Genomic DNA, 24,887 nt, shown 5'->3' on the forward strand with positions numbered 1-24,887 from the left:
TGACGATGAAGGAGTTCAAACTCCCCGACGTGGGCGAGGGCCTGACCGAGGCCGAGATCGTCCGCTGGCATGTGAAACCCGGAGATCTGGTCAAGGTCAACCAGATCATCGTGGAGATCGAGACCGCCAAGGCCGTCGTCGAGCTGCCCTGCCCGTTCGAGGGCGTGGTGGCCGCGCTGATGGCCGACGAGGGCGAGACGGTGGACGTCGGCAGGCCGATCATCTCCGTGGACGACGGCACGGACACGGGCCCCGGCCCCGTCTCCGGATCTGTTTCCGGCACCGACTCCGAACGCGGAGCGGCCCTGAACGACGACATGGTGCCGGCGCTTCCCAAGGAGGAGCGTCAGCCGGTCCTGGTGGGATACGGCGTCAAGATGGGCACGGCCAAGCGCCGGCCCCGCAAGCAGTCCCCCACCGGTTCCGTCGAGCCGGCCGCCCGCCCCTCCGCCGAGCCGGTCACCCGTCCGGCCGCCGAGCCGGTCACCCGTCCGGCCGCCGAACCGGCCGCCGGGTCACAGCCCGGACTCCCTGCACGGGGCGGTGAGCCGGTCTCCGCCGCCGTGGAGACGGTCGCGTCCCCGGGCCGGGTCGCGGTCCTGGCCAAGCCTCCGGTACGAAAGCTGGCCAAGGACCTCGGGGTCGACCTGACCACGGTCATCGGGACCGGCCCGCAGGGCTCGATCACGCGGGAGGACGTCCACTCGGTCCACTCGGCGCCGAACACCGCCCCCGCCCCGGTGGCGGCGCGGGCCGTTCAGACGGGCGAGGAGCGGATTCCGGTCAAGGGGGTGCGAAAGGCGACCGCGCAGGCCATGGTGGCCTCCGCGTTCACCGCGCCGCACGTCACCGAGTTCCTTCAGGTGGACGTGACCGCGACCATGGAGGCCGTCCAGCGGCTCCGGCAACTGCCCGACTTCGCCGAGGTCAAGGTCTCGCCGCTGCTGCTGGTGGCGAAGGCGGTGCTCGTCGCCGCACGCCGGTATCCGATGATCAACGCGACCTGGGACGAGGCCGGCCAGGAGATCGTGGTCAAGCACTACGTGAACCTCGGCATCGCCGCCGCGACTCCTCGTGGCCTGCTGGTCCCCAACGTCAAGGACGCTCACGCCCTGTCCCTCCCGGACCTGGCCAGAGCCCTGGGCGCCCTCGCGGAAACCGCCAGGGCCGGCCGTACCCAGCCCGCGGACATGGCCGGAGGCACGATCACGATCACCAATGTGGGCGTGTTCGGGGTGGACGCCGGTACTCCGATCCTCAACCCCGGAGAGTCGGCCATTCTGGCTTTCGGTCAGGTCAGGGACATGCCGTGGGTGGTGGACGGGCAGATCGTGCCGCGCAAGGTCTGCACGCTCGCCCTTTCCTTCGATCACCGGATCGTGGACGGCGAACTCGGCTCGCTCTTCCTTCGCGACGTCGGCGCCATGCTTCAGGATCCGCTCCGCATGCTCGCCTGGAGCTGACACACGAGACGGCCCCGCTCACCGGAGCCGACGCGTGAGACCACGAGCCCGTCCCCGCGGCAGGGGGCGGGCTCGCGGCGTCTTCGCCTCCGAGCCCTCGCGGGCGTCTTCGCCCCGGAGTTTTCAGGGACGTTTCCGCGTCGGTGTTCCGGCCGTGCGCGAAGGCCGCCGGGCACCGGACGACCGGGTTCGCCGGGACCGTGCGGCCCAGGCCGGCCGAGGTTCCCGGCGGACCTCGATATGCCGTTCTCCGGCGTTGTTTTATTTACTGACCCGGTGCCGATTTCCGCGGCGGAAACCAAGAAGTCCCTCCAGGGCGCTTGGGTGCGATCGGCGTGCCGTATGCGGGGGAAGCTCTTCCATCAATTGTGAAAATACCCCCTTGGGTCTCCCCTGAATCTTTCTTTAAGCTTCAACTTCTTAGGTAAAATATTTGAAAGAATGCCGCGATGTAGTTTTGGGAGAGTTTACCTAGGTCAACATCGAGGGCTTATTGGAATGGGCGGTTAAAACATTCTCGATGCGCGCTGTATTAGCCTATTTGTCAGGGTATAAGTGCTATTGTCATGGTTGGCAAGGGCACAAAAGATCAGTTCGAGGGGGGAACGCAATGACTTTCACCAAGGTCTTCCCGACCCGTGACCCGTGGGGCTGGGGCTGGCGTCGCCGCGGCGGCTGTGGATGCCGTCGCCGCCGCTGGGGCGGATGGTGGTAACCAGTTCCAAATGAGAGCCGACGGGTCAAACCGTCGGCTCTCACTTCTTGAGAGGCCCGTCGTCTCTTGAGGGGCCCGTCGTCTTCGGCAGGTCGCGTCAACGAGGAAGAACCGAGCGAGGGGGAACTAAAACCAATGGTTCAGCCACCTCCGGTCGCGCCGGCGGTTTCCGTCCGGAAGACCTTCCGGCAGTTCTGGCCCTACACCGGCGGCGTTCGCAGATTTTTCGTGGTCGGTGTTCTCTTCGCGCTCGTGGCGGCCGTCTGCGAGGTCGCCTCGATTGCGTTGTTCGGATTCATTACCGACGAGGTGCTCAGCCGTCAGTCACTGGAAGCGTTCTGGGTTCCCGCACTCGCCTGGCTGGGGCTCGCGGTCGTCGCCGGGCTCGCCTCCTTCGTCGGCGCCTACGCCACCGCCGTGGGAGGGGAGCGCTTTCTGCTGGGGTTGCGGGACAACGTGTTCGCCCACCTCCAGACGCTCACCCCCGACTTCTTCGACAACCGCCGTCTGGGCGACCTGATGGCCCGGCTCACCGACGACATCGAGGCCATCGAGGAACTGGTCGGATCCGGCCTCGTCCGGCTCTTCATGACGGTCGCCAGCGTGGTCTTCTTCGCCGGGGCGGCCTTCTACATCCGATGGGACCTGGCGCTGGTGACGTTCGTGATGGTCCCGGCGTTCCTGCTGGTCTCCAAGTTCTTCGCGGCGAAGTTCAGGAGCGCCGCCGCGCGCGAGCGGCTCAGCAACGGCACGATGAACAGCGTCATCGAGGAGAGCCTGGCCAACCAGACCCTGGTCCAGGCCTACAACCGTCAGAAGGCCGAGGCCGAAAGGCTGCACGACGAGGGCGGCACCTGGTTGCAGGCCAACGTGGCCCAGGCCCGGCTGTCCGCACTGTACGGGCCGGTCGCCCAGGTCCTCCAGACCATCTGCCTGCTCGTCATCCTCGGAGTCGGCGCATGGGAGATCGTGGAGGGCCGTCTCACCATCGGCGGGCTGCTCGCCTTCGCCGCCTACGTCGCCTATCTCTACCCGGCGGTCCAGAACCTCGGGCAGATCGCGCTCACCGTCTCCGAGGCGGCGGCGGGCTCCGACCGCGTCGTGGAGATCCTGCGGATCCGGCCCACCGTCACCGACCGCGACGCGGCGGCTCAGCCGGAGACGCGAGGTCGCGGCCGGGTCGAGTTCGCCGACGTCGGCTTCACCTACCCCAACAGATCCAGGCCCACCCTGCGGAACCTGTCCTTCCGCGCCGATCCGGGCGAGCTCATCGTGTGCACCGGACCGAGCGGGGCGGGCAAGTCCACCCTCGCCAAACTCCTCCTCCGGTTCTACGACCCCGACACCGGGCACATCCTTCTCGACGGAGTGGACATCCGCGACATGTCACGCAAGACACTCCGCGAGAACATCACCATCCTCCAGCAGGAGAGCCTGCTCTTCTCCGGGACGGTGCGCGACAACATCGCCTACGGCCGCCCGGAGGCCGACATGGACGACATCGTCCAAGCCGCGATCATGGCCGACGTGCACGACTTCATCGGCACGCTGCCCCAGCAGTACGACACACCTCTCGGGCAACGCGGCCGGCTCGTCTCCGGCGGGCAGCGACAGCGAATCGCCTTCGCCCGGGCGATCCTGCGCGACTCTCCGGTGCTCGTCCTCGACGAGCCGATGACCGGACTCGACTCACCCACCGCGGCACGAATCATGGAACCCCTCAAACGGCTCATGTCCGGCCGTACGACCATCCTCATCACGCACGACCTTCGCCTCATCCCCGAAACGGCACGCACGATCGTGCTCGGCCCCGCCCAGGACCCCGAGCCGATAAGGATCGAGCCCGTCAAGCCCCACGGCACGCCCTCACACCGCGTCTGAGGGCGACCCGAATCGGGCGGGCCTCCGAGGGACGACCCGGGGGCCGCCCGAAGGAGACGATCCGGGGAAGACCGGCCGGAGGGGCGGTCCGGGCGGGACGATCTGAGGCGGTCCCGCCGTCGAGGCTTCCCGTGATTGGCCGTACTCTGGCCGGGCATCCGACGAAGGGAAGATCATGTTCAGGCATGTCGTGCTGTTCACCTGGACCGAAGAGGCCACCGACGAGCAGAAGGCCAGGGTCGTGGCCGAACTCGGCAAACTGCCCGGGGCGATCCCGGAAATCCGCGCCTACACCCTCGGCGCGGACGCGGGTGTGAACCCCGGCAACCACGAGTTCGCGGTCGTCGCGGACTTCGACGACGTCGAGGACTTCCTGGCCTATCGCGACCACCCCTTGCACCAGGCCGTGATCATCGAGTACATCAAGCCGATCCTGGCGTCCCGGGCGGCCGTGCAGTTCGCCTTCCAGGCCTAGACCTCAGGCGGGTTGTTCTCGCGGTGGATCAGGCGGTCGTCCGACACCTGTCCGCGCTTGGGCGCCATCACGATGCTCAACACGACCCCGACGGCACCGACGATCATGAAAATCAGGCCGATGACGTCGATGTGCACGTTCTCGCCGAGAACATCGGGTTCGATGGCGAACCGGAGGATGGCGCCGAGCGTGAGAAAGAAGATGCTGACCCCGACACCCACTGGATCCTCCGGTTGAGAATTGACGACCAGGTAAAGGGAGCGTGCGAGATTGGTCATACCCTCTCGTGCGTGATCACACCACCGGGATTCGGGCCGGTGCTCCGATTTCCAGGCCGGAGGCCGGGGCCCGCGCGGGTGAACAAGACCTTGTCCGCGGCGGCCGGTCCCGAGGAGCCCAGGCAGACCGGGATCCCCAGGGCCTCGGTCACGGCCGCGGGCCAGTCGTCGACGCCGTCGGCATAGCGGGGCCGGGCCGTCCGCAGCCGATCGGTCAGCCTGGCCTGCCGGTCGAGGTCGCCCGCCGTACCCACCGGAAGCTCGCCGAGGTCGTAGGAGACGCACATCCGCGACACCGGCGCGTCCAGGTGGGTGAGCGCGAGCGCGTCGGCCCCGCCGGCGACCGCGAGGGCGTAGCGGTGGGCCACCGCGTCGAAGTGACCCACGCGGAAAGGGCCCTGCCAGGGGCCGGTCCCGTTGTGGGCCTCGGTCACCTCGATCGCGGGGTCCTCGGTGACCAGCGGACCGGGCCCGTGCCGGGGGGTGTGGGTGCGCAGCACGCCGAGCCGTACGGCCCCCGCCCCGTCGAGCAGGGTCAGCGCGTTGGCGAAGGTCGTCGTGCTCCAGGTGGTGTAGGGGTGGAAGCCGTGCCACTCGTCGAGCAGCACGCCCTGCGCCCCCTCGAAGACCACCGGCCGCCTGCGCAGCAGCGCGGTCGTGAACGAGGAGTCCACGAGGATCACCCGTTCGGCGAACGCCCGGTAGGCCGCGACGCAGTCATCCACGGGCGGCCCCGTCACTTCCAGCGTCTCGCGGAGCGCGTGCAGCTTGCGGGCGAGCCGGGCGGGACTCTCGCAGTCACCGGCCGTCGGCGCGAGCTCGGGATGGGCCAGGGCGTAGGCCATGGTCTCGCCGACGCCCATCCCGCACGACCCGTGCCGGTCCGCGGCCCGCGCCAGCTCCCGGGCCCGCCCCGCCGCCACGTGGTACGGCGTGGCGAGCAACGCGTCCCTGTCCACGGTGAGCAGCCCGAACGGGTCCGGAACGCCCAGTTCGCACAGGTGGGCGGCCTCCGCGGTCAGCGCCAGCGGGTCCACGACCATGAACCGGGATAAATGAGTCGGAACGCCCCTGAGCGTTCCCGATCCGAACTGGGCGAACGTGTGATGCCGCCCGTCGGGCAGGACGACGTTGTGCGCCGCCTGCCCGCCCCCGTTGAACCTGACGACCGCCTGGACGGGCTCCCGGGCGCAGAGCCAGTCCACGACGGTTCCCTTGCCCGCGTCGCCGTACCCGAGGTCGACCACGATCACGTGCTCACGCATGACGCCTTCGCCTTCGCTGGAACCCGCGGCTTTCGGGCCGGGGAGGACGTCAAAGCCTGATCACGCCGCTCTTGCCGCCGAGGCCCAGGTCGTCGGCCACCACGAGGGTGCCCCGATCGAGCTTGGCGAGGGCCCTGCCCACCGCGGCCCCGGCGGACGAGCCGAGCTCGTCGAGATCGTCCAGCCCCTCCCGCAGGCCGATGGCATCCTCGCCGAGGCCGACGGTGAGCGCGATGATCTCGCAGACCGCGTCCAGGTCGTCCAGCTCCAGCACGTTCTGGCCGAGCAACGCGCGCCAGGCGGACAGCATCTGATCGTCGCCCGCGTAGCTCGCCCCGGCCGGGAGGATGTAGTAGACGTCGTACATCCTGGTCAGCTCGGCGATGATCTCCTTGGTCGGGATGTCCTGCCGGAGCCTGTCGCCGACGACCTTGCCGACCTCGCGGCGCTTGACCTTCGGGTACGGCATCTCGTCGCCGATGATGAAAAGGTAGCCCCGGCGCCCCCGCTTCTCGAAGCAGTCGATCGCGGTGTGCTTGGCCATGAAATACATGGCCAGCTCGTACGACTCGGTCCTCTGGCCGCCGCCCCCGCCCTCAAGCAGGATCTTCCCGAGGTGCTCGTCCATCCGGTTGTCGGATTCGAACTGGCCGACCTGCAGCGGGGCCCGGTCGCAGGTGGCGTCGCCGATCGCGCCGAAAAGGATCTGCGGGTCGGTGGCGTAGCCCTTGCGGAGCAACAGGCCGAGCAGGTCGGGCAGCTTGGTCTGGAGCGTGCGGGGCACTCCGCCCATGGAGCCGGTCACGTCGAAGAGGACGGCGACGGCCAGCGTGTTGGGGTGCTCGGCGGAGTCGCGGCTCTCGCGGATCGTCACGCCGAGCGGATCGAGATCGGGGTGAACGGTGCGGGCGCCGCCGTCGCTGTAGGCGAAGGCGCTGGTGCCCTTGGCCGCGCGGTAGCTCGCGGCGGCGGAGTAGACGTCGGTGGACCAGATTCCGCTTCCCATGAGGGATGTCTCCTGTGATCAGAGGTGAAGGGGCCGGTGCTTCCTGGGGCCGTACAGGTCGTCGAGCAGCTCGTCGAGCTCGCCGAGCAGCCGCCAGGCGTCGCCCGGCGGGCTCACCAGGCTTCCCCGGACGAAGTGGCGGACAGGGGTGGGGACGTGATCGCCCATGAGGGCGGCCACACAGCGGGTGGCGAGGTGGATGTCGGTGGCCTGGGTGGCGGGCTTCTTGGAGAGGACCTCGGCCGGATAGTCGTTGCGATGCCTGGCCACGAGGGCGGTGAGCGGGCTGCCTATGGGGACCGACTGGCCCCAGTCGACGAGCACCAGGCCGTGATCGACCGGGTGGACCAGCACGTGGTGCCCGAACACCGCGCCGTGCACGACCCCGGCCCTGTGGGCCAGCCCGATCGCCACGAGCAGCCGCCGCCAGATCCACGCCACGTCCTTCGGGTCGAGCACCGGCCGCCGGCGTGCGATCTCGGCGAGGCTCACGAACCCGTCCGGCACCCGGCTGATCACGTTCGCCTGCCGTTCGACCCCGTTCGAACGGTGCCGGAACGACTCCACCAGCCGGGGCACGTACGGCAGGAACAGCGGGTCGCCGTCCCGCTCGATCGTTTTGAGCGCGTCGGCCTCGCGTCGCATGAGGTCGTTGTCCGCGTGGCTGTGCGGAAGCTTGAGCAACGTGTCGTCGCCGCTGTCGTACAGCACGGCCGACGCGCCCCGCCGGAAGACGGCTCCGATCCGGTAGGTCCCCCGCCTGGTGGTGATCACCGTCTCGCCGCCCCGGGCGGTTCCCTTCTCGCCGTCCTGGCCCCGGACGTGTGCCGCCCACAGCTCGGCCAGCTTGGCGAAGGCCGCGGCGGCGTCCGGTCCCGGCGCGAGGTCGGGATGGAGCAGCCGGGCCAGCCGCCGGTATCTCCGGATCGGAGAGTCACCGCCGAACAGGTCGTCCGGCGTGCGTGCGGTGGCCACCAGGGTGATCGCCTCGGCGGTCGTGGTCATCTGACCTCCTCCTCTCGCGCGGGCCGTAGCAGTGCGGGGTGAAGAAGCCGGGCGTCACCGGCCCGGTAGAGCTTGGCGCGGGGCCCGCCCCTGGCGCCGCCGCTCTCGGTGGTCTCTCCGGTGCTCTCCACGAACCCGGGCACCGAGAGGATCTTGCGGTGGAAGTTGCCCGCGTGCAGCGGCACGCCCCAGACCGTCTCGTAGACGGCCCGCAGCTCGGAGATCGTGAACCTCTCGCCCGCGAACGCGGTGGCCAGCGGCGTGTACTCCAGCTTGTCGCGTGCGCGCTCCAGGCCGTTCCCGAGGATGCGCTCGTGGTCGAACGCGAGCTCCGGCAGCCGGTCGGCCCGATGCCAGGCGGCGTCCGCCGCGTCCGAGCCCGCCCGGGGATCGGGCAGGCCGGGTGCGAAGGCCAGGTAGGAGATCGACACGACCCGCATGCGCGGATCCCGTTCGGGGGCCCCGTAGCTGGCGAGCTGCTCGATGTGCACTCGCTCGGCGAGCCCCGTCTCCTCGGCCAGCTCCCGCGCCGCGGCCTCCGGCAGATCCTCCCCGGGCCGGATGAATCCGCCCGGCAACGCCCACCGCCCCGCGTAGGGCTGCTCGCCCCGCTGGACCAGCAGCACGTGCAGCTCACCTCCGCGAATGGTCAGCGCCACCACGTCGACCGTCACCGCGACCGCCGGATAGGCGCGCGGGTCGTAGCCGGCCAGGAACTCGGATTCATTCATCACATGTCCTTCTCATATTGAGACAATCTCAGTATGAGAATAACAGGAGGCAGATGTCAATGCCCCGATCCGGTCCGGCAGGGATCTTCAGGTGTGCGGGGCCGTCCGGACGGGGTGTCAAGGACCGGCTCGGGCGGGTGAGGCTGCTCCGGCGAGGATCGAGCGGTGTGTGAAGGGGCAGGTCAGGTGGGCCTACAGGCCCGTATAGGACCATCCCGTCCAGGATTCCACCGCGATGAGGATCACCGGCCCCTGGGGAGGCCGGGCGCGGTACTGCGCGTAGCGCTCGGCCAGGCGGGCGAGGGCTCGCCGCCGGGCCTCACCGTCTTCGACGATCCGGGCTCTCCCGTCGACGCGGACCCACCACAATTGTGACCAGTCGTCGTCGTAGTGATCCACCAGGAGGCACACCCGGTCATTGGCCGCGATGTTGCGCAGGCGACGGAGGTTCGGCGTGCGCTTCGGCTTGTGATCGATCGCGAAGGCGACCGTGTCGCCGTCCAGGTCGAAGGTGACGGGCACCAGATGGGGCGTGCCGAGTTCGTCGGCCGTGGCGAGCCGGGCGACCCGAGCCGCCCCGAACCTCGCACGCGCCTCGGCCTCGTCCATCAGCCCATTGAACCAAGAGGCTCCCGGGCGAGGTGCGCCCGATCGGTGGTTTGCCTCCTGCTTGTAATACGAACGTATTACGTCAGGGAATGGGTGGAGGCGGCACTCGCCGGACAGGACGCCGTGGTTCCCATCAGTGTGATCATGGCTGCGGTCACGGAGTACCAGCACCGGCGGGCGTCGTGACCGTTCCAGGATGAGTGCCGTCCGAAGGCGACGCGCACAGCCGTGCAGAGAAAGACCGGAAACGGGTGAGGGGCGGTTCTGCGAACAGAACCGCCCCTCACCCGTCAGCCTGCCGCGGGAGCGGGTGGCCGGGCGGGAAAATCAGAAGGCCTCTTCGGGCAGTTCCATCAGGTCCTGGTCGGTGGCGTCCAGCGTGCGGCGTTCGGCGGCGATGCGAGGCAGGACGGTCTGGGCGAAGAACGAGGCCGCGGCGACCTTGCCGGTGTAGAAGGCCTTGTCGCCCCGGCCGGTGCCCGAGTCCGGCACGCTCTGGCCCGTGCCCGAGTCCGGCACGCTCTGGCCCGTGCCCGAGTCCGGCACGACGGAGGCGGAGCCCAGGGCGGCCAGGGCCACCTCGGCCTGGCGCAGCAGCAGCCAGCCGATCACCACGTCGCCGAGGGCGAGCAGGAACCTGGTGGTGTTGAGGCCGACCTTGTAGACCTCCTTCGGGGCCTCCAGCGAGCTGATCGCCCAGCCCGCCATGGTGTCGGCCATGGCCTTGACCTCGTCGGCGGCCTCGGCGAGGAGCTTGCGCTCCTCCTTCAGGCGGCCGTTGCCCGCGTCGGAGGCGGCGAAGGACTTGACGTCGCCGTACAGCGAGCCGAGGGCGGCGCCCTGGTTGCGCAGGATCTTGCGGAAGAACAGGTCCAGGCCCTGGATCGCGGTGGTGCCCTCGTAGAGAGAGTCGATCTTGGCGTCTCTGATGTACTGCTCGATCGGGTATTCCTGGAGGTAACCCGAGCCGCCCAGGGTCTGCAGCGAGCGGGCCAGCAGCTCGTAGGAGCGCTCGGAGCCGACACCCTTGACCAGGGGGAGCAGCAGGTCGTTCATCGCCTCGGCGTGCTCGTCCCTGCGGCCCTCGTGCTCGGCGATCAGCACGTCGTCCTGGTAGGTGGCGGTGAGCAGGACCAGTGCCCGCATGCCCTCGACGTACGACTTCTGGAGCATCAGCTCACGACGGACGTCCGGGTGGTGGGTGATGGTCACCCGGGGGGCCGACTTGTCGGTCATCTGGGTGAGGTCGGCGCCCTGCACCCGCTCCTTGGCATAGGAGAGCGCGTTCAGATAGCCGGTGGAGAGCGTGGCGATCGCCTTGGTGCCCACCATCATCCGGGCGTGCTCGATGATCATGAACATCTGCTTGATGCCCTCGTGGACGTCGCCGATCAGCGTGCCCACGGCGGGGTGCTTGTCGCCGAAGGTGAGCTCGCAGGTCGTGGAGACCTTCAGGCCCATCTTCTTCTCGACGTTGGTGACGTAGACGCCGTTGCGGTCGCCGAGCTCGCCGGTCTCCAGGTCCACGTGGTACTTCGAGACCAGGAACATCGACAGGCCCTTGGTGCCGACGCCGTGCCCCTCGGGGCGGGCCAGCACCAGGTGGAAGATGTTGTCGCTCAGGTCGTGCTCGGCGCTGGTGATGAAGCGCTTGACGCCCTCGATGTGCCAGGTGCCGTCGTCCTGCCGTACGGCCTTCGCGCGACCCGCGCCCACGTCCGAGCCGGCGTCCGGCTCGGTGAGCACCATGGTGGCGCCCCACTGCTTCTCGATGGCCAGCTCGGCGTAACGCCTCTGGTCCTCGGTGCCGATCGTGTGCATCACGTGGGCGAAGGCCGGTCCGCTGGAGTACATCCAGATGGCCGGGTTCGAGCCGAGGATCATCTCCGCGAGAGCCCAGTTCACGCTGCTGGGCAGGCCGGGGCCGCCCATCTCGACGGGGAGGCCGATGTTGGTCCAGCCGGCGTCGCGGTAGGCGGCGAAGGACTTCTTGAAGCCCTCCGGCATCGTCACCGAGCTCGTGGCGGGGTCGAACACCGGCGGCTTGCGGTCGCCCTCCTCGAAGGAGTCGGCGAGCACGCCCGTGGACAGGCGGTCGACCTCTTCGAGGAGGCTCCGCACCACGTCCTCGTCCAGGTCGGGATAGCGGCCGGTGCCCAGGATCTCCCGGCGTCCAAGCAACTCGAAGAGATTGAACTCCAGGTCACGGACGTTGCTCTTGTAGTGGCCCATGGGGTCTGCTCCTTGAAACCGGGGGAACCGGGACTCTTTCCGTACTCACCAGTAACCTTACCCGCAATGCTACCCGCCAGTAACCCGTAGAAAACTGTTCAAGTGGGATGTTCGCCACACAATCCGAGGGGGCCCGACTGCCTGGACAGGAGTCACGGAGTGGCTACTCGGGGTGGCCGTGACCTGCGGTGAAGAGGGAAGGTCGTACCGGCGATCCCGGGTTCTCCGACGGCCTGTTCGCGGCCTCCGCCGGGGGGCGTCGCACTAGGCTCGCCACATGGACGAACAGTGGCGGGCCGACCTCGCGGGATGGGGGATTCCCGAGGAGATCGCGGCGACGGCTCCGGCCGACCCGTGGGGCCATTCGCCGGCGCGCTTCGCCGAACGGACCGATCGCGCCCTCGCCGACCCCGAGGGTCCGACCCTGGCGCGGGTCGCCGAGGCGCTTCCGCCGGGCGGAAGCGTGCTGGACGTGGGCGCGGGCACCGGGGCGGCCTCGCTGCCGCTGGCCACGAGCATGGGAGAGCTGATCGCGGTGGACCCCTCCGCCGCGATGCTGGCCGAGCTGACGTCCCGGGCCGACGAACTGGGCGTCCCCACCCGGATCATCACCGGCCGCTGGCCCGACGTCGCGGCCGAGACTCCGGCGGCGGACGTCGCGGTCTCCGCGCATGTCGTCTACAACGTGCCCGACCTATCCGATTTCCTCGCCGAACTGTCCGCCCACGCCCGCCGCCGGGTCGTCCTGGAGCTCACCGAGCGGCATCCGATGAGCTGGCTCACCCCCCTCTGGCAGCACTTTCACGGCATCACCCGCCCCACGCGTCCCACGGTCCACGATGTGATCGCCGCGGCGGAGGCGCTCGGACATGAGGTCCGCCACGAGCGACGCCTGGCGCCGCTGACCCGCTTCGCCCATCTGGAGGAGCTGGCCGAGAGCGCCTGCCGGAGGCTCTGCCTCGGCCAGGACCGGGCCGAGGAGGTGATCGCGGCGGTGATCGAGCTGGATCTGTGGCCGCTGCCCCGCGACCAGTGGTTCACGCTCTGGTGGGAATCAATGTGAGACGCGCTTCGTTCTGACAACAGAGCACCCATCAGGGATGGCTCCCGGACGAGACGCGCCGTACCCGGTCTGAAAAGACGACGCTCCTTATAGGTCCCTAGAAGGAGTCGTCATGGCCTGGGTCATCATCGTCATCGCCGGTCTGTTCGAGGTCGCGATGGCGTACTCGCTCAAGATGAGCAACGGGTTCTCCGTGCTGCTGCCGAGCGCCGGATTCCTGGTCTTCGCCTTCCTGAGCTTCGCCCTGCTCGCGATGGGCCTCGGAAGCCTGGAGATCGGTACGGCCTACGCCGTCTGGACCGGCATCGGCGCCGTCGGCACCGCCACGCTCGGAATGCTCGTCCTGGGCGACGACGTGTCGTTCCTCAAGATCGCCTCGATCCTGCTCATCGTCGCGGGCATCGTCGGGCTCAACCTCGCCGGCGGCGGGCACTGACGCGAAGCGCCGGGGTAGAGGGTTCGGACGGCCGGTGGGGCGCGGGGCCCCTACCGGAAGGATGCTCTGGGAAGCGTGCTGCGGGCGGTGAGCATCGGCGCGTCCGCGTGTGCCCCGGCGCCGTTCAGCGGCCGGGAGGCAGGGAGGACCGGCCTCGTCCCCTGAAGGCCAGAGCCGTGACCGCCGTGATCAGGTAGACCACGACCCCGCCCTGGAGCGCGTCCAGCGCCGCGCCGAACACGCCCTCGCCGTCGAGGATGAGCTGTACCGGATACATGAGTGCCGCGGCGCCGAGCGCGGGGTAGAGGGAGAACCTCCAGGGGCGGCGCCCGGCCCAGAGCCGGGCCTGCCGGGTCACCCGGTCCCCGGCGTCGGGCTTGCTGACCGAACCGATGGCTGCGATGAGCGCGAACAGGCCGATGCCGACCGTCATCGCCCAGGTCAGATCGGCGCTTCCCGTGAGCGCGCCCAAGCCGAAACTGGTGACCGCGACCGCGCCGCCGGTCACCGCGGCCGCCTTCCAGGGAGCTCCGCGCAGGGCCGCTCCGGCGAGGGACATCTCGTCATGTCGAGTCAGTTCGTCTTTCATGCCACCAGGTTGCCCTCTCCGGCCCCCCGCGCACATCGGGGAGCAACCCTGGTTGTTCCCAGGGTTGCCGCATCGGGGACCGGCACGGAACCGGCGACCCGCGGTCGTGACGACCTCGCCGAATCGGCAAGCGGTTCGGAGCCCCGGTCGCCGCGCTCGCGTCTCGGGATCCTCTTCGGTCGTGGCCGGTCCGCCGGGTCAAGGGCCCGTTTCCCGCTGGATAGGTTGGTCGGCATGTCAGTGGATTTCCGTATCGCCCGTGCCGAAGACGTCCCGCTCATCGTGGCCATGCTCGCCGACGACGCCATCGCCGCCGCCCGCCAGGGGGCCTTCGGCGACGAGCACCGGGCCGCCTTCGAGATCATCGACGCCGACCCCAACAACGAGCTGATCGTCGCGGAGCTGGACGGCGAGGTCGTGGGCACCATGCAGCTCACCTACATCCCCGGTATCTCCCGCCGCGGCGCGCTCCGGATGCAGATCGAGGCGGCTTCACCGCGTCCCACGAGGGATACAAGCTCGCGCTGAGCTGATCGTCACGCCCGGCTGCCGCGGGCGGGAGAACACGCCGGTCGGCTCCTGACCGGTGGATCAGGAGCCGGAGGCGCTCAGCACCGTCAGGTCCCTCATCAAGAAGGACAAGGACTGATCTCGACCAGGTTGTCGTGGTAGACGGCGCCCCGGCCCATGTCGGCGTCGCGTTCGTCCACGACCGCGTTCGCCGTCGAGCCTCCCGGGCTCAGCTTGCGCCAGTGTCCCTTGGTGGAGGCCACCACGCCGGGCTGCACCTTCTCGCTGACCTCCACCACGGCCTCGAACCCGCCGTTGTCGTTGAACACCCGGGCCCGCTGCCCGTCGCTCAGATCCCGTCGCGAGGCGTCCTCGGGATTGATCAGGACCCGGGGCCCCTTCGAGCGCCGCAGCAGCTCGGGGTTGTTGCCGAAGGTGGTGTTGAGGAACATGTGAGAGGCCGGGGTGATCAGCGCCAGCGGATAGGCCCCGCGCTCGGCCGAGGCCGTGTGCGAGGGGACGTAGGCGGGGTCCGAACCGAACTCCATCCTCCCCGAGGGCGTCGGGAAGCCGTCGGTGAAGGGCACGAACGGCTGCGGAACGTTGAGCCGGACCCACCCCTCCTTGCGCAGCCGGTCCACCGTGATGCCCGTCAGCGACGGGTGGCCGGAGGAGAGGAGCTGCTCGGCCAGCTCCAGGTCGGAGTCGTACAGGGACGGTTCGGTGAGACCCATGTGCCGGGCCAGGCGGCGGAACGTCTCCGCGGTGGACAGGCACTCGCCCGGCGGTTCGACGGCGGGCTCGTTCCACATCAGATACATGTGCCCGTAGCCCGCGTGCAGGTCGGTGTGCTCGATCTGCATGGTCGCGGGCAGCACGATGTCGGCGTAGTCCACGGTGTCGGTCGGGAACTGCTCCATCACGACCGTGAACAGGTCCTCGCGCAGCAGCTTCTCGCGGATGCGGTTCTGGTCGGAGGTGGAGCCCATCGGGTTGGCCGCGTACACCCACAGGCATTTCACCGACTCGTCCAGCCCCTCGGCCAGCCGGGTCATGGGAAGCGTGCGGACCGGTTCGGCCAGCAGGTCGTCGCGGGTGTCGATGTTCAGGTGGATGTGCCCGCTGGTGGAGTAGGCGATCCCGCCGCCGGGGTGGCGCCAGTCGCCGGTCACCCCGGGGATGGCGGCGATCGTGCGCATCGCGGTTCCGCCGCCCGCGTGCCGCTGGATGCCCATCGTGGTCCGGATGCCGGTGGGCCGGGTGTGCGCCAGCCGTACGCCCAGGGCTCGGATGTCCGCCTCGGGCAGCCCGGTGATCTCCGCCACGCGCTCCGGGGGATACCGCAGGATCTCCGCCCGGAGGTTCTCCCAGCCGTTCGTGTGGTTGTCCAGGTAGTCCCGGTCCTCCATCCCCTCGGAGAGGACGACGTTCATCAGCCCGAGCGCGAGGGCGGCGTCGGTGCCGGGCCGGATCGGCAGGTGCTCGTCGGCCTGCTCGGCGGTCCGGGTGCGGATCGGGTCGATCGCCACCACGTGCGCCCCGTCCGCGCGGGCGTCCTGGATGAACTTCCAGAGATGGTGGCCGCTGGTCAGCGTGTTCGTGCCCCAGAGCAGGATCAGCTTCGACAGGGCGAACGTCTCCGGGTCCATGCCGCCGGAAGTGCCGTAGGTCCGCGACAGTCCGGTGTTGCCCGCCGCCGCGCAGATGTTCAGGTGGTGCCTGGACGCCCCGAGAACGTTCCAGAACCGCCGGCCGGCCACGCCCTCGGATCCCTGGATGTAGCCGAGCGTCCCGGTGCCCATGTACGGCCAGATGGCCTCGCCGCCGTGCTCGTCGACGATCCCGCGCAGCCGTACGGAGATCTCCTCCAGGGCCTCGTCCCAGCTGATCCGCTCGAACCGGCCGGATCCCTTGGGCCCGATCCGCCGCATCGGATGGAGGATGCGGTCGGGCGCCTGCGTGTGTTCGAGGTAGCGGTTGACCTTCACGCAGAGCGCGCCCCGGGTGTAGGGGTGGTCGGGGTTGCCGCGCATCTTGACGGCCTTGCCGTCCTGAACGGTCACTACCCAGGAACAGGTGTCCGGGCAGTCCAGCGGACACGCCCCCAGTACTCGCAAATCGCCCAATGACATGCCCTCGACTGTAGCCGCGTGGGAAAAGGCGAAGGGAGAGGGTACGGCCTTCGTTCCCTCTCCCTCCCACACGGGCGCCCGACGGCGCCCGTCACGCCTCGCGGGCGCTACCGGGGAACGTCGGTGTGGTCGTTGTCGGGCCCGTGCTTGACCGCTGCGCCTCCCCGTTTGGAGACGACGGGGGCGGAGGTGACGGTGGTGTTTCCGCCGGGCAGGTGGGCGCTCCGGCCGTAGGCGAGCGCCGCCGCCGTGATCGCGGAGGCGTTCGCCTCCAGGGCTCTGTCGTTGAGGTTGGCGATGGTGTCGCACGCCTTGTGGTAGCACTCGTCGTAGGCGACGCCGGCCCGGCCGCCGAACGCGGCCGCCTCCGAGGGGGTCTTGATCCCCTCGGCGCCGGTGAACAGGCCCCCCGAGGGGATGCCCACGCCGATGAACGGGCCGTAGTCGGAGCGGCCGGTGAAGTCGGTGCCGAGGTACGGCAGGTCGGACCTCGCGAAGTGGTCCTCGAAGAACTTCTCGATCTTGTCCGAGCCCGGGGGGCCGGCCGAGGCGCCGACCGCGTCGGAGTTGTCGCCGTCGTAGATCCCGAGGAAGTGGTTCGGTGAGGCGATCATGTCGAAGTTCAGATACATCTTGATCTTGTCCTGCTCCGTGGGGGTGAGGGCGCCCACGTAGTGCTTGGAGCCGAGCAGGCCGAGTTCCTCCGCTCCCCAGAAGGCGAAGCGGAGCCTGTTCGTGGTCTGGGTGCCGCTCGTGGTCAGCGCCGTCTCCAGGACGCCCGCGGTGCCGGAGCCGTTGTCGTTGATGCCGGGACCGTCCACGACGCTGTCCAGGTGGGCGCCGATCATGACGACCTTGTTCGGGTCGCCCCACCGGCTCTCGGCCAGGACGTTGCGTGTCTTACGGTGCGGATCGCCCTCGGTGTTCGTGGTGAGCGTCACGGTCGTCCCGGCGGCGGACAGTTCCTCGCCGACGCCGAAGGTGGTGCCGACGACCGGGATGCGCGTGGTGGGAGCGCCGAGCGTGCCGCTCAGCAGGCCCACGCGGTCGTCGGGAATCCGGTCCGGCTGGCCCTCGTTGAAGAAGATCACGCCGGAGGCGCCGGCCGCCTGTGCGAGTTCGGCCTTGATCTGGAAGGAACAGGCGCCGCGCTGGATCAGGGCGATGTTCCCTCTGGTGAACCCCGCGAAGTCGCTCTCCTCGCAGCCGGAGGTGGAGCTCGACCTGGGGGTCGGCGGCAGGACCAGGTCCACCCCCTCCACGGGAGCCGTGACGTTCCCCGAGCCGGAGTAGGTCATGGTCCTGAAATCGACCTTGCGCGTGTAGGTCTTGGCCTCGGGCGACACCCGGTTGAACACGGGTTCCGTGATGTCGCGGAAGTACGGGAACTCGAAGTTCTGCTCGGTGACCTGGTACCCGGCGGAACGAAGCTTCTCGGCGACGTAGGCGGCGGAGGCGTCGTAGCCGGGGGTGCCCGAGGCGCGGGTGCCGCCGTTGGCGTCGGCGATCTTCTGGAGCTGCTCCATGTGCCGTTTGGTCGCCGTCGTGCCGGCCGGCGGGGGGGACGCGGTGAGGTCGGATGTTCTGGGCGCCGGGACGGACGTTCCGCGATCCGCTTCCGCACCGGAGGGGAAGGGAAGGGCGACGGGCAGGACCACGGCCGCAACCGCGGTGATCGCGGCCAGCAGCTCTCTACGGGCGCGCATACGGAACTCCTCTGGCGAGAATGGAGCGGAGGATCTCCCGCTCTCACGATGAGACGCGACGCGGCGAGAACGGTCGCGGTCGTTGGACGAAACCCTGTGGGCGGCGTAGGCGGTGACGAACGGGCGACAGCGCATGATGATCAGCTTTTCAGGCCGTCACCTTCTCGATCCAGCATCGCCGCAGCTCGGAGGGTCAATTCTCGATCTCGGACCAGTACGCTGTGTACGCCTGATCGCCCTGGCCGAGGCCGGTACCCGCGGCGAATCAGGCGTCCGGGATCTCCTCCTGCGGAGGCTCCGAGGGCACGACCGGGCGCCGTTCCCGCGCCTCCCTTTTTGTACGCGGCCGTTACCCGGGGGCGCCGGTGCGCTCCGGGTCAGGGCCGAGATCGCCGCCACCGCCGTCGGGCCTGACGGGCGGGAGACTTCCCATGCTCAGCGTTAGACGCGCCACGACGGGAACGGCCGCTGCTCACCGTGAGACGCGCCGCGGCGGGAACGACCGTGATCGTTGAACGAAACCCTGCGGGCGACGGCGAACGGACGGCGGCGCATAATGATCAGTTTTTCGGGCAGTTACCTCCTTGATCCAGTATCACCGCAGTTCGGAGGGTCAATTCTCGATCTCGGACAGGTACGCTATGTTCGCCTGATCGTTCTCATCGAGACTGGCACTCGCGGCGAACCAGGCGTCCAGGATCTCTTCCAATAGGGGCGCCGAGATCAACCGGAGGCTGATCGCCAGCACGTTGGCGTCGTTCCATTGCCGGGCACCCGCGGCGGTGGCCGCGTCCGGGCACAGCGCCGCCCGGATTCCCGCGATCTTGTTCGCCGCGATCGATGCCCCGGTCCCGGTCCAGCAGCACACGATCGCCTGGTCGGCGGCACCGGAGACGACGTCTTCGGCGGCACGGGAACAGCACCACGCCCAGTCGGCCCGTTCATCGGTCAGGGCACCGTGCGCTATCACCGTGTGACCTCTTTTTTCGATTTCAAAGATCAAGTTGGAAGCCACGCCGTCGAGGCTGTCGGAGGCGACCGAGATACGCATAATTCAATTGTGAACGTGAGAGAAGAAGATCAGTGACGCACTTGTAATGAAGGCCGGTGACGCACTTGCAATGCGGACCGGGCAGAATCGCTGGCGGTGACGGAAATCAAGCAATGGGATGAGGCGACGCCCATCGACGGCACGCGGCGGTCGACGGGCGATGATTCCGCCGTGCTCGTCGTCGAACCGTTGCTCCCGCAGCGAATCCGCCGCCCCTCCGACCTGTTGCGGTTCCTGGCCACGGTGCTGGTGCTGGTGGCCGTGGTGCTGCTCGCGCTCGTCGCGAAGAAGACCCTCAACGGCCTCGAAGGCGACGTCACGGACGGCACGAACCGGGCGCCGTTCCTCCTCAGCGGCCTGGTCGGCGTGCTGAGCGGGGCGGCCATGCTGGGCGTCCCCGCCGCCTTCGCGATCGAGAGGGTGCTCCACCGCGACGGCCTCCGGGTGGCCGAGGGGCTTTTCGCGGCCATCGCCGGGATGGTGCTCTCCTTCGCCCTCGGCGAGTGGATCCTCCACGCGGGCCCGGAGGATCTGCGGCTCCTGCTGACCGGCGGCCGGGGCGAGGTCGAACCGATCAACACCCTGCTCACCCCGGTCATCGCCTACGTCACCGCGGTACGAATATCCCGCCGTCCCACCTGGCGGGCGGCGCTGTGGAGCGCCGTCGCCCTCAACGCGATCGCCCTGTTCGCCGCGACGGCCGCCACCATCCTCGGCATCGTCGTCTCCATCCTGCTCGGCCTGGCCATCGGCTACGCGATCCTGTACGGCGTCGGCAGCCCCAACACCCGGCCTCCGGGCAGCGCGATCGTCGCGGCGATCCGCAAACTGGGCTTCACCCCGGTCAAGGCCCGCAGGCTGGACGACGATCACCAGAGCAGCCGCCGGTACGCCGTCGGCCTCAAGGACGGCAGCCGTCTCGACGTCACCGTGCTCGACCGCGACCGCCAGGTCGCCGGACTGCTCTACCGGCTCTGGCGGCGCATCCGGCTCAACACCGAGACCCGCCGCAGGGCCATCCGCTCGCTCCGCGCCGAGCTGGAGCGCGAAGCCCTCATGGCCTACGCCGCGCAGGCCGCCGGGGCCAGCACTCCCCGGCTCGTCGGCACCAGCGAGATCGGCACCGAGGCCGCGCTGCTCGCGTACGAGCACACCGCCACCCGCGCGCTCGAGGAGATCCCCGACGACGAGATCGACGACAACCTGCTCGCCCAGATCTGGGAGCAGGTCCTGCTCCTGCAGGTCCAGAGGCTCGCCCACCGGCGGCTGACCGGCGACAGCATCCACGTCGACAACGAGGGCCGGGTCGTCCTCATGGACGCCCGCAGCGGAGAGATCGCCGCCGGCGACCTGCTGCTCCGCCTCGACATCGCCCAGCTGCTCACCTATCTCAGCCTGCGCGTCGGCGCCGAGCGCGCGGTCGCCGCGGCCGCGCGCGTGGCCGGCCCGGGTGCGCTGGCGGGCGCGCTCCCGCTGCTCCAGCGGATCGCGCTCACCCGCGAGACCAGGGCCGCGCTGAACAAGAACAAGGAACTGCTCACCGCGATCCGCGAACGGATCGTCGAGCTCGAACCCAAGGCCGAGGTCGACGGCGAAGAGGCGGTCCGCCTGGAGCGCTTCCGCCCCCGGACCCTGATCACCATCATCGGCACCGCCTTCGCCGCGTACTTCCTGGTCTACTACCTGACCCAGATCAACCTGAACATGATCACGTCGGCCAAGTGGGGCTGGACCGGCGTGGCGCTGGTCGCCGCGATGATGAGCTACGTCGCCGCCGCGCTGATGCTGATGGGCTTCGTGCCGGAGAAACTCCCGCTCGGCCGGACCGTGCTCGTCCAGTTCGCCGGATCGTTCGTGAAGCTGGTCGCGCCCCCCGCGGTGAGCGGTGTCGCCATCAACACCCGTTACCTGCAAAAACGCGGCATCTCGCCGGGGCAGGCGGTGGCCAGCGTGGGCGCCTCCCAGCTCATCGGGCTGGCCTTCCACATCGCGCTACTCCTGCTGTTCGCCTACCTCACCGGCTCCAGCGCCGCCACGTCCTTCACCCCGTCGCGCACGATAGTGATCACGCTGCTCGTCGCCGCCGTGCTGATCCTGGTCGTCGTGGGCGTCCCCCGGCTGCGCCGCATGATCATAAAGCGTGCCCGCCCGCTTTTCTCCGGCGTCATCCCGCGTCTGCTGGACGTGCTCCAGTCGCCCCGAAAGATCATCGAAGGGTTCACCGGGACCCTGCTGCTGACGATCTTCTTTGTGGTCTGCCTCGACGCCTGCGTCCGCGCCTTCGGCGGATCCATCGACTTCGCCGCCGTCGCCATCGTCTTCCTCGCGGGCAACGCCATCGGCTCGGCCGCGCCCACCCCCGGCGGACTCGGCGCGGTCGAGGGGGCGCTCTCGGTCGGCCTGACCCTGTCGGGCCTTCCCGGAGAGGTCGCCACCTCGGCCGTGCTGCTGTTCCGGCTGCTCACCTTCTGGCTGCCGGTGCTCCCCGGCTGGGCCTCGTTCACCTACCTGCAGCGACACGATGCCCTGTGACGAGCCCCCTCACGGGGCCCTTCGCCGAACGGCCCGTAAAGAGGCCGGGGAGCGGGGCGGCGGGTTACGCCTGGCTGGACGGGGCCCAGAGGTTGATGCCCGCCTCGACCGCGTCCTTGTCGATCGCCTCCAGCTCGTAGGCGGCGAACGACAGGTTCTCCACCGCCGCGAGGCTGTTCTCCAGCTGCCCGACGCTGCTCGCGCCGATCAGCACCGAGGTGACGCGCTTGTCGCGCAGCGCCCACGCCAGCGCCATCTGCGCGAGCGACTGATCACGCTTCGCCGCGATCCCGTTGAGGGTGCGGACGTGCCGCATCGTCTCGTCGGTGAGCATCTCGGGCGTGAGGAAGCGGCCCAGCGAGGCTCGTGACCCCTCGGGGACGCCCTCGAGGTAGCGATCGGTCAGCATTCCCTGCGCCAGGGGGGAGAACGCGATACAGCCCACGCCCTCCTCCTCCAGGACGTCGAGCAGCCCGCCCTCGATCCACCGGTTGAGCATCGAGTACGAGGGCTGGTGGATCAGCAGGGGCGTGCCCATCTCCCTCAGGATCCGGGCGGCCTCGACCGTGTGTTCCGGGGAGTAGGACGAGATGCCCGCGTAGAGCGCCTTGCCCGACCGGACCGCGTGGTCCAGCGCGCCCATCGTCTCCTCCAGCGGAGTGTCCGGGTCGTACCGGTGGCTGTAGAAGATGTCGACGTAGTCGATCCCCATCCGCTCCAGCGACTGGTCCAGGCTCGACAGCAGGTACTTCCGCGACCCCCACTCTCCGTACGGGCCGGGCCACATGTCGTATCCGGCCTTCGTGGAGATGACCAGCTCGTCACGGTAGGGCGCGAAGTCCTCGCGGAAGTGCCGCCCGAAGTTGGTCTCCGCGGAGCCGGCCGGAGGGCCGTAGTTGTTGGCCAGGTCGAAGTGGGTCACTCCCAGGTCGAAGGCTCTCCTGAGGATGTCCCGCTGGACTTCGAAGGGCTTGTCGTCGCCGAAGTTGTGCCAGAGCCCCAGGGAGACCGCGGGCAGCTTGAGCCCGCTCCTGCCCACCCTGTTGTACGGCTGCCGCTCGTCATAGCGGTCGTCGGCTGCGAGATATGTCATTGGGCCACCTTGGCTGTGTCGAGAATCCAGGAGAGGGTGAAGGCCTCCTCGCGCCAGGAGTCGTACCTGCCGCTTCGGCCGCCGTGTCCGGCGTCCATCTCCGTCTTGAGAAGGAACGGCCCGCCGTTCGCGACGTCGCGGAGCTTCGCGATCCACTTGGCGGGTTCGTGGTAGAAGACGCGGGTGTCGTTGAGGCTGGTGATGGCCAGGATCGGCGGGTAGACCCGGTCGTCTACATTCTCGTATGGCGTGTATGACTTCATATATTCATACACGTCCGCATTGTGCAGGGGATCGCCCCACTCATCCCATTCGATCACAGTCAGCGGGAGCGACGGATCGAGGATCGTGTTCAGCGCGTCCACGAACGGAACCTGGGCCACCACGCCCGCGAAGACCTCCGGGGCGAGGTTGGCGACCGCTCCCATGAGCAGCCCGCCGGCCGAACCGCCCCTGGCGATGATCGCGCTCGACCAGCTCTCGTCCTTGAGGTGCCGGGCGACGGCGACGAAGTCGGTGAAGGTGTTCTTCTTCTTCTGGAACTTGCCGTCCTCGTACCAGCGGCGGCCCATCTCGCCGCCTCCCCTGATGTGCGCGATGGCGAAGACGAAACCCCGATCGAGCAGGCTGAGCCTCGCGATGGAGAACGACGGGTCGATCGACATCTCATAGCTGCCGTAGCCGTACAGCACGGTGGGAGCGGGCCGGTCCGTGCCCTTCCTGACCACGATCGAGATCGGGATGCGGGTCCCGTCCGAGGCGGTCGCCCACTCGCGGAACTGCTCGTAGTCGGCCGGGTCGTAGCCGCCGAGCACGACCTTCTGCTTGAGCAGGACCAGCTCGCGCGCCTGAAGGTCGTAGTCGAAGACCGAGGGCGGGGTGACCATGCTGGTGTAGCCCAGCCGGAGCCGCCCGGTGCCGAACTCCGGGTTGCCCGCGGGCGCGACATCGTAGATCGGCTCGGGGAAGGAGATCTCGTACGGCTCGGCGTCCCTGGGCAGGATGCGGATGCCGGTGAGGCCGTCCCGGCGGAAGTGGACCACGGTGTGATCCTGGAAGGCGTCGATGTCGAGCAGGCGGGTGTCCGTGCGGTGCTCGATCAGGGGCGTCCAGTTGCCGGGATCGTCGAGCGGCGCGGTGGCCAGCTCGAAGTTCTCCGCGTTCTGGTTGTGCAGGATCAGGAAGTGGTCGCCCGCGTGGTCGATGCCGTACTCGACGCCGGTCTCACGGGGCCGCACGACGCGGAACTCACCCGTGGGATCGTCCGCCTCAAGGATGCGGACCTCACTGGTGATCTTGCTCCCGGCGGAGAGCACCAGGTAGTGCTCACTGCGGCTGAGACCGACGCCGACCCAGAACCGCTCGTCGGTCTCCTCGTGGACGAGCAGGTCGTCTTCGGCCGAGGTGCCGACCGTGTGCCGGTGGACCTGGTTGGGCCGCCAGGCGTCGTCGACCGTCGTGTAGAAGAACGCGGTGCCGTCGGCGGACCAGGCTCCGCCGTAGAAGATCCCGGGGATCTCGTCGGGGAGGTCCTCACCGGTGGTGAGATCCTTCACCTTCAAGGTGAAGCGCTCGTCGCCGGTGAAGTTGACGGAGTAGGCGAGCAGGGCGCCGTCGGGGCTGACCGCGCTGGTGCCGATGGAGAAGAAATCGTTGTCTCCGGCGAGCTCGTTGCCGTCGAGCAGGATCTCCTCACCGGGAAGGGCCTCGCCGGCCTTCACCTCGGGAGGCGTCTCTCCCTGGGCCGCCACCCGGCACTGGATGCCGTACTGCTTGCCCTCCTCGGTCCGGGAGTAGTACCACCAGCCGCGTTTGCGGGTGGGAACCGACAGGTCGGTCTCCAGGGTGCGATCTTTGATCTCCTGGAAGAGCTTCTCCTGCAGGGGCTTGAGATGCGCGGTCGCCTGTTGCGTATAGGCGTTCTCCGCCTCTAGGTAGGCAACGGTCTCCGGATCGTCCTTGACCGTCAGCCACGCGTAGTCATCGACCACGGTGTCCCCGTGGTGCACGCGATCGCTGGGAACCTTCTTCGCCGTAGGCGGCGTCTGGCTGCTCACCCAGTCGAGTCTATGTTTCCCGCCGAGCCCGGTTCCTGGTCCCTCCGCCTCCTCTCCG

20 protein-coding genes and 1 riboswitch are annotated in these 24,887 nt (G+C 68.9%); of the genes, 7 read left to right on the top strand and 13 right to left on the bottom strand.

What is annotated here, in order from left to right:
- Positions 1–5: 5 nt before the first annotated feature.
- The 3 genes from J2853_RS37475 to J2853_RS37485 all read left to right on the top strand — a co-directional run bounded on the left by J2853_RS37475 (position 6) and on the right by J2853_RS37485 (position 4,534).
- Complete coding sequence (locus J2853_RS37475; RefSeq protein ID WP_307565728.1) at positions 6–1,463, top strand: dihydrolipoamide acetyltransferase family protein; 1,458 nt, start codon at positions 6–8, stop codon at positions 1,461–1,463.
- 850 nt (positions 1,464–2,313) lie between these two features.
- The gene (locus tag J2853_RS37480) at positions 2,314–4,059 is read left to right on the top strand and encodes an ABC transporter ATP-binding protein (protein ID WP_307565729.1); all 1,746 of its coding nucleotides are present in this window, start codon (positions 2,314–2,316) and stop codon (positions 4,057–4,059) included.
- Positions 4,060–4,234: 175 nt separating this feature from the next.
- Positions 4,235–4,534, top strand: coding sequence for a Dabb family protein (locus J2853_RS37485; protein ID WP_307565730.1), 300 nt, complete (start codon positions 4,235–4,237; stop codon positions 4,532–4,534).
- Here the strand turns inward: J2853_RS37485 and J2853_RS37490 are convergent.
- The 7 genes from J2853_RS37490 to J2853_RS37520 form a co-directional block, all read right to left on the bottom strand.
- A complete protein-coding gene (locus J2853_RS37490) occupies positions 4,531–4,812 on the bottom strand; it encodes a hypothetical protein (RefSeq protein WP_307565732.1) in 282 nt (93 codons plus the stop codon). The two genes, J2853_RS37485 and J2853_RS37490, sit on opposite strands and share 4 nt — an antisense overlap.
- On the bottom strand, positions 4,809–6,077 hold the full coding sequence (locus J2853_RS37495; protein ID WP_307565734.1) for an adenylosuccinate synthetase: 1,269 nt from the start codon (positions 6,075–6,077) through the stop codon (positions 4,809–4,811). Before J2853_RS37495 ends, J2853_RS37490 begins: the two co-directional genes overlap by 4 nt.
- Positions 6,078–6,126: 49 nt before the next feature.
- Positions 6,127–7,083 carry a hypothetical protein gene (locus J2853_RS37500; RefSeq protein WP_307565735.1) on the bottom strand — a complete coding sequence of 319 codons (957 nt, stop codon included), beginning with the start codon at positions 7,081–7,083 and terminating at the stop codon, positions 6,127–6,129.
- Between the two features lie 18 nt (positions 7,084–7,101).
- The gene (locus J2853_RS37505; RefSeq protein ID WP_307565736.1) at positions 7,102–8,088 is read right to left on the bottom strand and encodes a lipopolysaccharide kinase InaA family protein; all 987 of its coding nucleotides are present in this window, start codon (positions 8,086–8,088) and stop codon (positions 7,102–7,104) included.
- Positions 8,085–8,819 carry an NUDIX hydrolase gene (locus J2853_RS37510; RefSeq protein ID WP_307565738.1) on the bottom strand — a complete coding sequence of 245 codons (735 nt, stop codon included), beginning with the start codon at positions 8,817–8,819 and terminating at the stop codon, positions 8,085–8,087. The genes J2853_RS37505 and J2853_RS37510 overlap by 4 nt, the downstream gene beginning before the upstream one ends.
- A gap of 192 nt (positions 8,820–9,011) precedes the next feature.
- Complete coding sequence (locus tag J2853_RS37515) at positions 9,012–9,428, bottom strand: TIGR03668 family PPOX class F420-dependent oxidoreductase (RefSeq protein WP_307565740.1); 417 nt, start codon at positions 9,426–9,428, stop codon at positions 9,012–9,014.
- A 327-nt stretch (positions 9,429–9,755) separates the two neighbouring features.
- Positions 9,756–11,660, bottom strand: a complete 1,905-nt coding sequence (locus tag J2853_RS37520; protein ID WP_307565742.1) for an acyl-CoA dehydrogenase — start codon at positions 11,658–11,660, stop codon at positions 9,756–9,758.
- Positions 11,661–11,937: 277 nt separating this feature from the next.
- Between J2853_RS37520 and J2853_RS37525 the strand changes: the two genes are divergently transcribed.
- Entirely contained in the window at positions 11,938–12,723 is a 786-nt protein-coding gene (locus J2853_RS37525) for a class I SAM-dependent methyltransferase (protein WP_307565743.1), read from the top strand.
- 23 nt (positions 12,724–12,746) lie between these two features.
- A riboswitch (guanidine-III (ykkC-III) riboswitch) is annotated at positions 12,747–12,810 on the top strand.
- Positions 12,811–12,835: 25 nt separating this feature from the next.
- Positions 12,836–13,159, top strand: coding sequence for a DMT family transporter (locus tag J2853_RS37530; protein ID WP_307565744.1), 324 nt, complete (start codon positions 12,836–12,838; stop codon positions 13,157–13,159).
- A 124-nt stretch (positions 13,160–13,283) separates the two neighbouring features.
- Here the strand turns inward: J2853_RS37530 and J2853_RS37535 are convergent, their stop codons facing one another.
- Entirely contained in the window at positions 13,284–13,748 is a 465-nt protein-coding gene (locus J2853_RS37535; protein WP_307565745.1) for a hypothetical protein, read from the bottom strand.
- A 234-nt stretch (positions 13,749–13,982) separates the two neighbouring features.
- On the opposite strand from J2853_RS37535, the gene J2853_RS37540 reads away from it, so the two are divergent.
- Positions 13,983–14,276 (top strand): GNAT family N-acetyltransferase, encoded by a 294-nt coding sequence (locus tag J2853_RS37540; RefSeq protein WP_307565746.1) that lies wholly within the window; start codon positions 13,983–13,985, stop codon positions 14,274–14,276.
- 101 nt (positions 14,277–14,377) lie between these two features.
- On the opposite strand, the gene J2853_RS37545 is transcribed toward J2853_RS37540, so the two are convergent.
- The 3 genes from J2853_RS37545 to J2853_RS37555 form a co-directional block, all read right to left on the bottom strand.
- Positions 14,378–16,390, bottom strand: a complete 2,013-nt coding sequence (locus tag J2853_RS37545; RefSeq protein ID WP_307565747.1) for a molybdopterin-containing oxidoreductase family protein — start codon at positions 16,388–16,390, stop codon at positions 14,378–14,380.
- Positions 16,391–16,497: 107 nt separating this feature from the next.
- On the bottom strand, positions 16,498–18,096 hold the full coding sequence (locus tag J2853_RS37550) for a M28 family peptidase (RefSeq protein ID WP_307565748.1): 1,599 nt from the start codon (positions 18,094–18,096) through the stop codon (positions 16,498–16,500).
- Between the two features lie 613 nt (positions 18,097–18,709).
- Positions 18,710–19,147, bottom strand: coding sequence for an RpiB/LacA/LacB family sugar-phosphate isomerase (locus J2853_RS37555; RefSeq protein WP_307565749.1), 438 nt, complete (start codon positions 19,145–19,147; stop codon positions 18,710–18,712).
- A gap of 96 nt (positions 19,148–19,243) precedes the next feature.
- On the opposite strand from J2853_RS37555, the gene J2853_RS37560 reads away from it, so the two are divergent.
- A complete protein-coding gene (locus J2853_RS37560; protein ID WP_307565752.1) occupies positions 19,244–21,679 on the top strand; it encodes a lysylphosphatidylglycerol synthase transmembrane domain-containing protein in 2,436 nt (811 codons plus the stop codon).
- 64 nt (positions 21,680–21,743) lie between these two features.
- Here the strand turns inward: J2853_RS37560 and mgrA are convergent, their stop codons facing one another.
- Both mgrA and J2853_RS37570 read right to left on the bottom strand, forming a co-directional pair.
- The gene (gene mgrA, locus J2853_RS37565; RefSeq protein ID WP_307565754.1) at positions 21,744–22,772 is read right to left on the bottom strand and encodes an L-glyceraldehyde 3-phosphate reductase; all 1,029 of its coding nucleotides are present in this window, start codon (positions 22,770–22,772) and stop codon (positions 21,744–21,746) included.
- Positions 22,769–24,829, bottom strand: a complete 2,061-nt coding sequence (locus tag J2853_RS37570; protein WP_307565756.1) for a S9 family peptidase — start codon at positions 24,827–24,829, stop codon at positions 22,769–22,771. The genes mgrA and J2853_RS37570 overlap by 4 nt, the downstream gene beginning before the upstream one ends.
- Between the last annotated feature and the right edge of the window lie 58 nt (positions 24,830–24,887).

Origin of the sequence: Streptosporangium lutulentum (assembly GCF_030811455.1) — a bacterium.
Classification (GTDB): Bacteria; Actinomycetota; Actinomycetes; order Streptosporangiales; family Streptosporangiaceae; genus Streptosporangium; species Streptosporangium lutulentum.